General features: G+C 49.8%; 11 protein-coding genes. 6 read left to right on the forward strand and 5 right to left on the reverse strand.

Annotated features, from left to right (window positions below):
• Positions 1–5 precede the first annotated feature (5 nt).
• Entirely contained in the window at positions 6–989 is a 984-nt protein-coding gene (locus ACO0LG_RS01210; protein ID WP_423022530.1) for a polysaccharide biosynthesis/export family protein, read from the reverse strand.
• 206 nt (positions 990–1,195) lie between these two features.
• Here ACO0LG_RS01210 and ACO0LG_RS01215 point away from each other — a divergent pair, with 206 nt between their 5' ends.
• Both ACO0LG_RS01215 and ACO0LG_RS01220 read left to right on the forward strand, forming a co-directional pair.
• Entirely contained in the window at positions 1,196–2,113 is a 918-nt protein-coding gene (locus tag ACO0LG_RS01215) for a glycosyltransferase (protein ID WP_423022532.1), read from the forward strand.
• A 73-nt stretch (positions 2,114–2,186) separates the two neighbouring features.
• The gene (locus ACO0LG_RS01220) at positions 2,187–3,605 is read left to right on the forward strand and encodes an undecaprenyl-phosphate glucose phosphotransferase (RefSeq protein WP_423022534.1); all 1,419 of its coding nucleotides are present in this window, start codon (positions 2,187–2,189) and stop codon (positions 3,603–3,605) included.
• A 22-nt stretch (positions 3,606–3,627) separates the two neighbouring features.
• Here the strand turns inward: ACO0LG_RS01220 and ACO0LG_RS01225 are convergent, their stop codons facing one another.
• Together ACO0LG_RS01225 and ACO0LG_RS01230 are read right to left on the reverse strand one after the other, a co-directional pair.
• Positions 3,628–4,683: a GNAT family N-acetyltransferase gene (locus ACO0LG_RS01225; RefSeq protein WP_423022535.1), complete on the reverse strand. Its 1,056-nt coding sequence runs from the start codon at positions 4,681–4,683 to the stop codon at positions 3,628–3,630.
• Positions 4,684–5,937: a YihY family inner membrane protein gene (locus ACO0LG_RS01230; RefSeq protein ID WP_423022536.1), complete on the reverse strand. Its 1,254-nt coding sequence runs from the start codon at positions 5,935–5,937 to the stop codon at positions 4,684–4,686. It abuts the gene before it with no gap.
• 74 nt (positions 5,938–6,011) lie between these two features.
• Here ACO0LG_RS01230 and wrbA point away from each other — a divergent pair, with 74 nt between their 5' ends.
• Genes wrbA through ACO0LG_RS01245 form a run of 3 tightly spaced genes read left to right on the forward strand, consistent with a single transcriptional unit; the run spans position 6,012 to position 8,463 of the window.
• Positions 6,012–6,623, forward strand: a complete 612-nt coding sequence (gene wrbA, locus ACO0LG_RS01235) for an NAD(P)H:quinone oxidoreductase (protein ID WP_423022537.1) — start codon at positions 6,012–6,014, stop codon at positions 6,621–6,623.
• Entirely contained in the window at positions 6,620–7,030 is a 411-nt protein-coding gene (locus ACO0LG_RS01240) for a DUF2069 domain-containing protein (RefSeq protein WP_423022539.1), read from the forward strand. The genes wrbA and ACO0LG_RS01240 overlap by 4 nt, the downstream gene beginning before the upstream one ends.
• Before the next feature lie 23 nt (positions 7,031–7,053).
• Complete coding sequence (locus ACO0LG_RS01245; protein WP_423022541.1) at positions 7,054–8,463, forward strand: FAD-binding oxidoreductase; 1,410 nt, start codon at positions 7,054–7,056, stop codon at positions 8,461–8,463.
• A 50-nt stretch (positions 8,464–8,513) separates the two neighbouring features.
• On the opposite strand, the gene ACO0LG_RS01250 is transcribed toward ACO0LG_RS01245, so the two are convergent.
• Together ACO0LG_RS01250 and ACO0LG_RS01255 are read right to left on the reverse strand one after the other, a co-directional pair.
• Positions 8,514–10,130 (reverse strand): methyl-accepting chemotaxis protein, encoded by a 1,617-nt coding sequence (locus tag ACO0LG_RS01250; protein ID WP_423022543.1) that lies wholly within the window; start codon positions 10,128–10,130, stop codon positions 8,514–8,516.
• A gap of 369 nt (positions 10,131–10,499) precedes the next feature.
• Positions 10,500–11,573: a metallophosphoesterase gene (locus ACO0LG_RS01255; protein WP_423022545.1), complete on the reverse strand. Its 1,074-nt coding sequence runs from the start codon at positions 11,571–11,573 to the stop codon at positions 10,500–10,502.
• A 197-nt stretch (positions 11,574–11,770) separates the two neighbouring features.
• On the opposite strand from ACO0LG_RS01255, the gene ACO0LG_RS01260 reads away from it, so the two are divergent.
• Entirely contained in the window at positions 11,771–12,658 is an 888-nt protein-coding gene (locus ACO0LG_RS01260) for a helix-turn-helix transcriptional regulator (protein WP_423022547.1), read from the forward strand.
• Positions 12,659–12,800: the final 142 nt, after the last annotated feature.

A 12,800-nucleotide genomic window follows, 5' to 3' on the forward strand; every position in this document is an offset into this window, starting at 1 on the left:
ACGCGTCAGAATATTCTTTCGTTGATAAATACCACATCACCTGGCAATACCGGGTCGGCAATACCTGCTGAAATTTCGCGTAACTCTCCACTTTCTGTTTTGCGGTGAATGATGATGCGCCGTACTGAACCTCGTTCAGTCACACCGCCACCTATGGACAAGACCCGCATGACATTCAAATCATCTTCCATGGGGTACATACCAGGACGACGCACTTCGCCATAGACATAAAAGCTCTTTAATTGCGGGACGAACAAGACATCATTCGGCTGGATTTTTTGTGCCAGCTCTGGCGCCAGTTTTGTTGCGTCCAGCTCCAGCTTGACGGATGCATACTCTTGCAATTCCGAAGCAGGCTTGCCGGGTTCGCGGCGCAAGATGCGCAGGCTTTTTTCAGCTTTCTGTGAGACACCACCAGCCAGACTCAAGGCTTCCAGAATACTGATTTGTCCCGTCAGTGGATAACGTCCTGGCCGCACCACTTCGCCAAGAACTGAAAAAGTCCTGCTCAGCTGTTGTATGACCTTGATGGAAACCCGGGGATTTTTAATGTATTGCCCCTGTTCCAGCTTTTTTGCAAAAGTAGCAGCAATTTCTGTTGCTGTCCTGCCTTTGACTTCTACCGTACCCACCAGCGGTAGGGTGATAACGCCACTCTCACCTATGGTGACATCGGCGGTCAGGTCTGGTTGACCGAAAACGGTGATCAGCAACTGATCGCCCTCGCCTATGACATCGGAGGCAGCGTCACCAGGCATGTCATCTGCGGCGCTCTTTATTGTGTTTGGTATTGGTACAACTGCTGACGCGGGCGCTTTGTCTGACTGAGGTATTTGCAACAACTGGATGTCGAGCTTCATGCCATTTGCAGGAATAGTCTTGATCTCTTGCGCCGGCAACTGCCCAACAAAAGCAAAGGCCAGCACTGCAGGCAGCAGTTTGCGGGCGATTATTTCAGAATAGGCAGAAAATTTGGACCAAATTGTCATCTGAATCAGGCATTTCTTAGAAAGAACTTCATTTTATAGTGCAATAGTAAGAATAGATGCAAATTTTTGTCAGGACAACAAAACCCTGTAACAATAAGCTGCCAGCTTTATTAGCATTGCTATTTAATTACAAAAATTAACCTTTATTGAATTGTGGGCAACTCAAAGCTCAGTTAACATGCAAATAAAAGTAAGAAAGACTCATTATGCAAAGCGCGAGCGCACAGCCTTCAGCAAATCCCTTCAGAGTGGTGCCTCTGGTCATCATTGCCCCAGTGCGCGATGAAGCCGACCTGATCAGGCTGACGCTGGACTCTATGGTAGCGCAAACAGTCAAACCGGTAGAGTGGATCATTGTCGATGATGGCTCACAAGATGGTACTGCGGACATCGTACGCGAATACTCTGCTAAATACCCGTTTATCAGACTGGTACAACGCCCCGACCGCGGTTTTCGCAAGGTGGGCGGTGGCGTGGTAGCAGCCTTCAAATTTGGCATTACCCAGATTGCGCATCAGGAATATGAATATATCGCCAAACTCGATGGTGATATGTCGTTTGGGCCGCGCTATCTGGAATGCATGTTTGAGCAATTTGCGCAGGAACCCAAGCTGGCAGCCGTATCCGGCAAGGTTTATCGTGAAGAAGAAGGCCAAAAGATAGAAGAAATCATCATTGATGAACACGTCGCTGGTCAATTCAAGCTCTACCGCAGGACGGCATTTGAAGAAATCGGTGGTTTTGTGGAAGAAGTCTTGTGGGACGGCATAGACGTCCACACTGCCCGCATGATGGGGTGGACGACCAAAAGCTTCTTGCATCCTGATGCCATCCTCATGCATCACCGCCTCATGGGTTCGTCCGACAAAAATGTCTATCGTGGTCGCCTGCGCTGGGGGCGTGGCATCTGGTTCATGGGTTATCACCCTCTGTATGCGCTGGCTTCAGGCATTTTCCGCATGCGTGAGAAACCATTTGTCATCGGTGGCTTGTTAATTATTGCCGGCTATCTTGGCGCAGCGATCAGACGTGCACCAAGATATGAAAACCCAGAATTCAGGAAACATCTGCATCGCTGGCAGCTGGGACAAATCAAGAAACTCTTTTCAGGACCAAAAAACTAAACATGCAGGCCTGGTAATTTGTTTTAAAAACCAATTCAGCAATCTCAGGAATATAAGCGAAAACTCCACAACCATGCTCAATGCTTCACCCGCCTCCAACACCTCACAATCAGCGCAAATTCTGGCTGCGTTTACTGGCGTTGCGTTTGGCATAACAACTTACCTGACGCTATTTGGCATCATCCTGTATTCGGACCATAGCGAAATTGAAATTTTTGGTGTGCGCATGTTGATTGCGGGCCTCTCCAGCATTATCGTTTTTTCTAGTCAGCAGCTATTGGGCACACTGCAAGAAAAGCATGTCCTGGCCGCCTTTCCCAGCATTACGGCACGCTGGTTTGTGGTATTCATGATCGTGCTGATGAGCGCTTATGTCGATAAGTCTGCCGAAAGACTGTCACGCGCCATTATGTTGGTCTGGCTGTTTACCACGCCATTCACGCTTTTGCTGACAGCGTTGATCATGCGCAAGCTGGCAGTATTCTATTACTCAAATCCTGCAAGGCGGCGCAAGGCTGTTCTGATCTGGTCTAATTCAGCCTGTGCTGACCTGGTGGAGTCATTGCGCAATACACCATTAGCTGCGATTGATTTTGTCGGTTTTTTCGACAATCGCAATGAATCGCGCCCGCCCAGCAATCTGGAGAGGCTGGGTGACCTGAGCGACGCGGCAGACTGGATCGTCGATACTGAGACCGGCCACGTCAATGTTGATGTGGTTTTCATAGGCCTGAACACCAAGGAACCGCCAGAACTGGCAGAAATCATCGCGATTCTGGAAGACAGCACGGCATCCACTTACTTTGTTCCTGAATCGCTGATTTTTGGTATGCCGGGAATACAATTGCGCGAACTCGCAGGCCGCCCGGTACTGGCATCGACAGAAACGCCTTTCATAGGCCTGGCGGCCCTGCCCAAACGCATACTGGACTTGTTCGGCTCTTTCTTTGGCTTGATTGCCCTGTCACCGATATTGTTACTGATAGCGATAGGCGTGAAGCTAAGTTCACCCGGCGCCGTACTTTTCAAACAGGTCAGGTATGGCATAGCTGGCCGCCCTATCAATGTCTACAAATTCCGCAGCATGCGGCAGAGTAATCCTAACGAACGGGTGGTACAGGCTACGGTTGGCGACCCTCGTGTTACCAAATTTGGCGGTTTCCTACGCCGCTCTTCGCTGGATGAATTGCCTCAACTCTTCAACGTACTCAAAGGCGAAATGAGCCTGGTGGGCCCCCGTCCTCATGCAGTCGAACATAATGAGTTGTACCGCAAACTGGTCAGTGGTTATATGTTCCGTCACAAGATCAAACCTGGCATTACTGGCTGGGCACAGGTCAATGGTTTGCGTGGCGAGACAGAGACGCTGGAGAAAATGGAAGAACGTATTGAATACGATCTTTACTATATTCAGCACTGGTCTGTCTGGCTGGACGTTGTGATTATCTGGCGCACCATCAAGGTTGTGCTTGGCGATAAAAACGCTTATTGAATACACACTTATCAATACAGACTTACTTGGCAGTCTGATGCAATTTACGCAAATGTTGCCCCAGGTTAGAGGCTTTCAATTTTTGCTTGCCGTGATAGAGTCCGGCTTGCAGCCTGCTTAAAATTACAGGTGAGCTGATAGCCCCTTCACACAATTGCTGTGCACCCGTGGCAAAACGCAACTTGTACGGCTGATCACCCCGGCCCAAATCTATCGTAGTGATACCTGTTTGGGCAGCATGTCTGGCGCATTGCGCCAGCAAGATCACCCCTGGTGAATGCTCGGCAAAGTCAGTGTGATACCACGGGAACCAGTAATGCATTACCTTGCCGGAACGCATCCCAAAATGTGCCGCAATCAAAGTATCACCCGCATACAGCGTCGATAACATGCCAGCAAAATCAGGTGCATTTGCTGCCCTGATTTCATCCATGACCTGTCTGACCCAATCCAGCCTGAAAATATCATGCTCTGCCCCGACCGTACGCTGGAACTGATCGCGCTTACCTGCGATCAATGCAACAAAATCCGCATTACTGGTACTTTGCAACTCAAAACGCAATTCACCAAATTTCTTGACAAGTTTGCGCTCATTGGTTGCCACTTTTTTCAAGAGTGAAGCATCGCGTATTTCCGTCAAACGTTGCGCATAGACATCAAAGCCTCCCGTCAAATCCAGGATATGCGACTGACTATATGTCCACGCATACTGGCTGAACTTGCCCAAACCAGATGGCATATGGTTAAAGGAAAAATAGCGGCACTGCATGGCACGCAAGGCATCAGCAATATGCAAGTCCAGAGATGCCTCATATACCGGCCCCTGATAATCTGCCAGAAAATCACCGATGGAAACAGCGCGGAAGCTGTTCAAGGCATGAAAAGGCCATATGGCAACGATACGGCCAGCATCTTCCGCTACCATAATACGAACATCGCCCCTGGCATTGGCGATGATGGTGGTGAAAGCCGGGGAATAATACGGACTATCATAGATAATGCTTTGACTGCGCAACTCTGCCCAGCGTGCCACTAAAGGCGCGTCGAGTTCTTTTGCCCTGATCAAACGGAATTTCATTTAGCCTTGCCCCACCGGATAAAAATACGTCTGCAAGCTCTGTTGTAAACCATTTTCTATACTTTGATCAACCAGGTTGGATAATTGGCTCTCGCGTGTTGAATCAAACACAAACAGGCGATAAATATCTGACAGGCGCAAGCTGGCGGGATTGACCAGCATGATCCACAATTCAGCCCCTGCTTCATTTTTACGCAACCAAAAGCGGCTACGTGAAGCCGTGGTTTCTACCTTCACCCTGGCAACCCAGCCAGCTTCTGCCATATTTTCCAGCAAACCCTCAATTTCATCTATACCCAATCTGGTCTCGGTACGTATGGTATTGACGCTCACGGCTGCGGTAGCATCGGCCAGACGGGCATCGACCAGCACCTGCAGGATACTGACAGCATCTTCAAAAGCACTGCCAGGCGTGGGCACATGCCACCACCGTTCGAATTTAACGACAGGCAAAGCAGCCGCGATGACCGCGCCTATAAGGAGGATCAGCCACGATACATAAATCCAGACCAGAAACAAAGGCACAGCTGCCAGCGCACCATACACAATGGTATAAGTAGGAAACTGAATGACAAAGCTGGCGAATATGCGCTTGGCAACTTCAAATGCCAACGCTGCAAACAGGCCACCCCAGACTGCATCACGCCACTCAACCGCACGATTGGGCACAATCAAATACAGCAAGGTAAATGCGCCTGTCGTGAATGCAATGGAAGTCAGGGTATAAAATACGGCACCCAAAAACGGCACGGAACCGACTACGCCGCTGGTCGCAGTGAACAGGTAAGACGTGCTGGAGATGGAAACACCCACCAGCAAAGGCCCCAGAGTAACGATGGCCCAGTACACCAGTAGTCTTTGCAAAGCGGGGCGCGAGCGCTTGACTTGCCAGATCTGGTTGAATGACTTGTCTATCATTGCCATGGTGGTAATGGCGGTCACCATCAGGGCCACGCCACTAATGGCAGAAACGCGGGTCGCCTTGGTGGCAAACTGCGTCAGATAACCCAAAATAGTATTGGAAATCCCCTTGGGCATCAGACTTTGAATAAAATACGCCTCCAGCGAAGTGCGGAAGGTATTAAATAGCGGGAAAGCTGTAAAAATGGCAAATGCCACAGTCAGGATAGGCACCAGAGCCAGCACTGTGGTGAAAGTCAGGCTACCTGCAACCTGTGGCAAACGACCTTCCTGCAGACGCTGCAGGGCAAATTTGAAGAGATTGAGTATTTGTTTCCACGACAGACCACGCATAGTTTTTGCAGCTAGAGATATAAATGCCTCGATTTTAACGAGAGACCAAGAAAAAAGACTTCTATAATACAAGCATGACTACACAAGAACTCACGATTTTAGTTTTATTTTACTCACGGCATGGCAATACCAGAAAAATGGCAGAATTTATTGCCCAGGGTATAGAAAGCGTGCCAGGCTGCAATGCCCGCCTGCGTACCGTGCCAGCCGTTTCCACAGTGGCAGAAGCAACCGCCTCTGATGTACCGGCAGATGGCGCGCCCTATGTGGAATTGTCTGACCTCAAGGAATGCGCCGGGCTTGCCATGGGCTCCCCCACCCGCTTTGGCAATATGGCGGCAGCACTGAAGTATTTTCTGGACGGTACGGCAGCCGATTGGTTATCCGGCACCCTCACCGGCAAGCCAGCCTGCGTGTTTACCTCCACTGGCAGCATGCACGGCGGCCAGGAATCGACCTTGCTCAGTATGATGCTGCCACTGATGCATCACGGCATGCTGATGCTGGGCTTGCCCTATAGCCATGCCGAATTGATGACAACTTCAACCGGCGGCAGCCCCTATGGCGCAACTCATTGGGCAGGTCAGGACGGTGCGCAAGCCATTTCAGAAGATAGCCGCAAGCTGGCAATCGCTTTAGGCAAACGTCTGGCAGAAGTCAGTAAAAAATTACGGGCTGCAACATGAGCACGGCGGCACCAGAGAAAAAATATTACCTGCTCGCTTCTGTCAGCCTGATTGGCTTGCTGCTGTTGTGCATCTGCTGGGAATGGTTTCTGGCACCGCTACGCCCGGGTGGCTCATGGATGGTGCTCAAAACCCTGCCCTTGCTCATACCACTGCGCGGCGTACTCAAGCGTGATAATTACACCATGCAATGGTCCTCGATGCTGATCTGGCTGTACTTCACCGAGGGCATAGTCCGGGCATACAGTGACCGCAACTCCTTGTCCGTAGCCTTGGCTCTGGCTGAAGTAGGCTTGTCCGTCTTGTTCTTTATTGCGGTCATCCTGTATTTACGTCCTTTGAAAAAAGCTGCGAAAGCGCTGGCAAAAGTGAATGCAGCAAAGGTAGCAAAGGCAGCAGAACAGTGAACCCGGTAAGCGAAGACGATATCATGCACGAAGAATTTCTTGCTGACTGCACCAATATTCTGGGCCATGATTTCGTCATCACAAAGGCGTCAGATCAATACCCATATTTGATGGACTGGCGCCAGCGCTATCTCGGCAAGGCTCTTGCTGTACTACTACCAACGTCTGCCGATGAAGTGGCAAACCTGGTGCGGCTGTGTGCAACACATAAAATCGCCTGCGTACCACAGGGTGGCAATACTGGCCTGGTATTGGGCAGCATACCTGATCAGACAGGCCAGACTGTAGTGATCTCCTTGAAGCGCATGAATCGTGTATTGGCTGTTGATGTCGCTAACAACACCATCACAGTCGAGGCTGGATGCCTGCTGGCACAGGTTCAAGCTGCGGCAAGCGAAGAGCAAAGATTATTTCCCTTGTCACTGGCATCAGAAGGCAGTTGCACTATAGGTGGTAATCTCTCGACCAATGCTGGCGGCACTGCGGTACTGCGCTATGGCAATACCAGGGAATTATGCCTGGGGCTGGAAGTTGTCACTGCCCAAGGTGATATCTGGGATGGCTTGCGTGGCCTGCGCAAGGACAATACTGGCTATGATCTGCGCGACCTGTTTATAGGTGCTGAAGGTACTTTGGGCATCATCACGGCAGCCGTGTTGAAATTATTCCCGCAACCACGCTCGCAGATTACCGCATTCGCAGCACTCGATAGTGCGGATAATGCCCTGGACCTGCTCAAACAATGCCAGCAAGCACTGGGGCCGACCCTGACTGCATTTGAGTTGATATCTGACTTCAGCCTGCAACTTGTACTCAAACATTTCCCGCAACTGCAACATCCATTTAAGCGTAGCCATCCCTATTATGCGTTGGTGGAAATGTCTGACCACGAATCAGAAAACCATGCTATTGCACTTATGGAACAGGTTCTGGAACAGGCCATCAATGATGGGCTTGCCGCTGATGCTGTCTGCGCAGCATCTATCGGCCAATCCAGGTCTTTGTGGAAATTACGTGAGCATATTTCCGAAGCACAGGCCAAGGAAGGCAAGAATATCAAACACGATATTTCCATCCCTGCTTCGCAAATCCCCCATTTTATACAAATCACGGATGCAGAATTAACGGCGGCTTTTCCAGGTTGCCAGATCGTCTGCTTTGGTCATATGGGGGATGGTAATCTGCACTACAATGTCTCAGCGCCTGCTGGTAGCAGCGATACGGAATTTATCCTGCAGCAAACTGGCATCAATCGCATAGTCCATGACCAGGTGCATCAGTTCAAAGGATCAATTTCTGCCGAGCACGGGCTGGGAATGTTGAAACGGGATGAGATCAGGCGGTATAAATCCGGGTTGGAATTAAGCATGATGCGCGCCATCAAAATGGCGCTGGACCCGCAGAATATAATGAATCCAGGCAAAGTATTGTAGACCGCCTCAATGCATTTGCTGCACAAACTGCATTGAGGCCAGAATAAACTTCAGTTCGTTAATTGTCTAGGCGTATAGCGGCGTGCCTGGGGGCCAGCCACTTCAGCCGCCTGCAAATTGGATGGCAACTGGAACACGCTGACTGCATGCGTCAATTCCATCGCCTGCTCTTCCATGCTCTCTGCCGCTGCCGCTGCCTGTTCAACCAAGGCTGCATTCTGCTGCGTCATTTCATCCATTTGCGTAATCGCCAGATTCACTTGCTCTATGCCTGAACTTTGTTCCTGGCTGGCCGCCGTGATCTCACTCATGATGTCGGCAACATGCTGGACGCTGGTGACGATCTCATCCATCGTTTTACCGGCTTCATCGACCAGTTTACTGCCCTGATCGACTTTATCGACCGAGTCACTGATGAGGGATTTAATCTCTTTGGCGGCACTGGCACTACGTTGTGCAAGATTGCGTACTTCTGCCGCAACTACGGCAAACCCACGCCCTTGCTCACCTGCCCTGGCGGCTTCTACCGCAGCATTCAAGGCGAGAATATTGGTCTGAAAGGCGATGCCATCAATGACGCCGATGATATCGACAATCTTGCGTGAGCTTTCTTTGATCGAGCCCATGGTATTGACCACTTGTCCCACTACCTCACCACCTTTGACCGCTACGCTGGAGGCAGAAACAACAAGTTGATTGGCCTGCCGCGCGTTGTCGGCATTTTGCCTGACCGTGCTGGTCAGTTCTTCCATGGAACTCGCCGTTTCTTCCAGCGAACTGGCCTGTGATTCTGTACGGCTCGACAGGTCGGCATTGCCTGAGGCTATCTCTTGTGAGGCTACGGTAATGGTTTCTGTGCCAGTCTTGATCTTGGAAATCGTAGTCAAGAGATTTTCCTGCATCATCTGCAGGGAATGCAGCAAGTCACCAATTTCATCTGTGCCGCTTGCTTCCACATGCTGCGTCAAATCCCCATTCGCAATTTGATCTGCGATGATCGCTGCGCGCTTGATTGGACCAGCAATGGTTCTTGCTATCAGCCATGCTGCAACTGAGCCTATGACTATCGTCAGAATACCAATGACCAACATGCCCAGTCTGGCATTTTTGTAGTTGGTCAGCGACTCATCATAAGCAGCCTTCATGGCCTTGTGCTGTTGACTGGCCAGCTCTGTCAACGCCTGCATCCATTTTTCGTTTGGTGCATTAAATTCTGTCTGCAATACCGATGCTGCGTCGAAATAATTTCCTTCAGCGACCAGGCCTTTGATCTTGTTGGCGATCGCAAGTACCTGCCGTTTTTGATCAACTGAATTTTGCAGGGTATCTTTACCCTCTTTATCGTCTATCAATTTTTTTGCTGCAGCTTCAGAAGCATCATAGCCTTCCAGTATTTTTGCCAGCCTTTTGGTTTCGCGTTCGGCCTCTGCCATGTCACTGGGCGCAGTCATTTTGCGCAGCACCAACGCCAAAGCCCGCCCCTCCTCGCGCATATCGGTAGCAGCATCAAGACTGGCGACCTTGGTATTGAAAATATAGTCTGTCGAAGCCTGCAACTGACTCAAGCGAAACAAGCCAAGGACGAGCAGACCGCAGGACAGCAAGATGACCAGACCAAAACCCAGAGCCAGGCGACCACTAATCTTCAAACGTGACAATTGATTCATACATTTTCCTGAGTATCCGAAACAGACGGAGGTTGGGTATCAGATTAGAAAGAAAAATACTGAGAATGCCCCCCGAATTTTTCATGCACTCTGATTTTTATATTTTTAACACGCAAAACTTCAGAAAAACCTGCTTCGGCATGCATTCGTAATAGCAATTTGAATAGGCTGCCAGTAAGAACTAAGATGAAATTCCCTGGCCAATAAGTGGCGCTACTTGATCAGAGTATAGCCTGAAAAAAAGGCGGGACACATGCGTCAATGATGGCGAATTGCAACATCGACCCAAAATCACAACGACTTTTTGTATACGCAGATATTTATGCATGCGGTAAAAACAATTCACAGCTTCAGATGAAAATTTATTTTCTACGGAGTAGATATAGCCGCCTTGAATGATACCGTTTGCATGACCTGGCCATCATCAAAACATAGCGAGCGTTCTGGCCATTGCAATGCAGCCAGCTTGCAATCAGATTCAAGAAAATCTTTATTTTTTCTCGCAGACCAGCGTCCACCCACAGAAAAGTCAACGCAAAACACATTACCGGCTACACCATGCCACGCAAGCGGCGATGTATTCTCAAAGAGGTCTTCGCCCCCCTTGCCAACATGGGCTCGGTCAAATGCACGAAAGCGACGCCAATAATGACCAACGACCACAGGTAGTTGCTCTGTGTATTCATTCCACCATTGCACACGACCGACAAAACGCCATTTGCCACCCGAATAAAAAGGTTCATGCCATTTACTTTCTACTCCCGATGTCAACACTCTCAAAGGATTATGCATTTGCATCAGCACATCGTATGCTGCATGAGCATGCATGAATGGTGGCAGATAATCCGGGTTTTCCAAGCCGGGACTGTGGGCAGCCAGTTCGGCCTGCATTTGCGTCGCCAACTCCTGCACCAACTGCCGCGTGTCGGCGTCCAGGCGGCGGTCATTCTCCATCACGCTGCCGAGAGCAAGATGACGTATTTCTTCTATATGCTCCACGATCCATGCTGCATGTACCACCCGCAAATCGTCGCGCTCCAAAGCGACAGGAAGAGATGCTAAAAAATTAATGGTATCTGCTTTATTTGCGGTATCCAGCCTTTTGAATGGCGCGTATTTGGATTCATCCCTGACTGCTCTTTCATCAAAAAACCACCCAGCACCATCTTTGGCACTTCCGCGCAAAAGATTCATCTCATGATTGCCCAATACTGCCGCGGCCCTGCCCGCCTTGATCAGGCGCTCCAGCAACGCCAGCACGGCGGGACTGTCTGGTCCACGATCGCAAAAATCTCCGACAAACACTAGGCTACGCCCATCCTTGTGACTGCCATCGGCCTCATAGCCAAGGTGGCGCATCAAATTGCAAAGGGCATCATATTCACCATGGATATCACCAATAATATCAAGCGGGCCCGACGGCAGTTGTTGAATCAGACTCATGATTTCCCTTTTATTCCGTTACCAAGCCGCAGTTTTCTCGATGTCATCAGAACACCCATAAATACTTTATGAGCAGCAATAAATTACAAATAACAAACATCGGATCAATTTGATCCCATATTAAGCTCAATTGAATAATAGCATCAAATTGATTCGATGCTAAAATATTCCATAAAATTAACTAATCAATCAGCATCATGCATCTGCACACCCTGCCCGCCGCCCAGCGCGAACGTCTCGCATTTATAGAGTTTCGCTTATGGTTTCTTGGTACCATCACCCGTAAAGAAGTCATGGACCGCTTTGATATAGCCTCTGCAGCTGGCACACGCGACCTGGTTTTGTACCGGGAACTGGCACACGGCAATATGCTGTATGAAGGAAAAATGTATCACTATCAGGAGAACTTCCAACCGCTGTTTCAACATCAGGCAGACAGAGTATTGTCAGCGCTCTGCTCAGGATTTGGCGATGGTGAGCGCGGCACCGGCGCATCCTTGTTGGCACACGACATCCCCAACCGACTGAATCAACCCGCATTGCAGGACCTGGCCAGAGTAACCCGCGCCATTCGCGGCGAATATCCGCTGAGACTGACCTATCACTCCATGAAAACCGGCCCATCCAGCCGGGAAATTGTTCCACTGGCACTAGTGGATTCTGGCTTGCGCTGGCACGTACGGGCCTATGACAGAAGTAAACGCGAATTTCGCGATCTGGTACTGACGCGCATGGAAAGCATCACGGATATCAAACCCGGCGATAAAGGTCACATGCTGCAAGAACATGAACAACTCGCTGCTGATGACCAATGGCAACGCCTTGTCCATATCGAATTGCAGCCTCATCCCTCGCACCAACATCTAGAATCCATCATGCGCGATTATGGGATGAAAAACGGCAAGCTCCAAGTCAAATTGCGAGCCGCCATTGCCGGCTATGTCCTGCGCCAGTGGCAAGTCGATTGTTCACCAGATGGCAAACTTGACGGCAGCAACTCCAGATTAAAGCTGGCTGATCTGAGCGTGCTTGATGAGGTAAGCAATGCGGTACTGGCACCGGGGTATCAGAAAATGGATATCTAGAAGATATGCTATCCCAACCCTTCTGCGATTTCATCACTACCATTCAATTTTAGAACTCAGACAAAAGCAAAAAGCCCCTGAAGCAAGCGATGATGGCGAATTGCAACATTTACTCAAGTTGACAAGTACGTAAAATGAAACA

It is taken from the genome of Undibacterium sp. Ji42W (assembly GCF_049340405.1).
Lineage (GTDB): Bacteria > Pseudomonadota > Gammaproteobacteria > Burkholderiales > Burkholderiaceae_D > Undibacterium.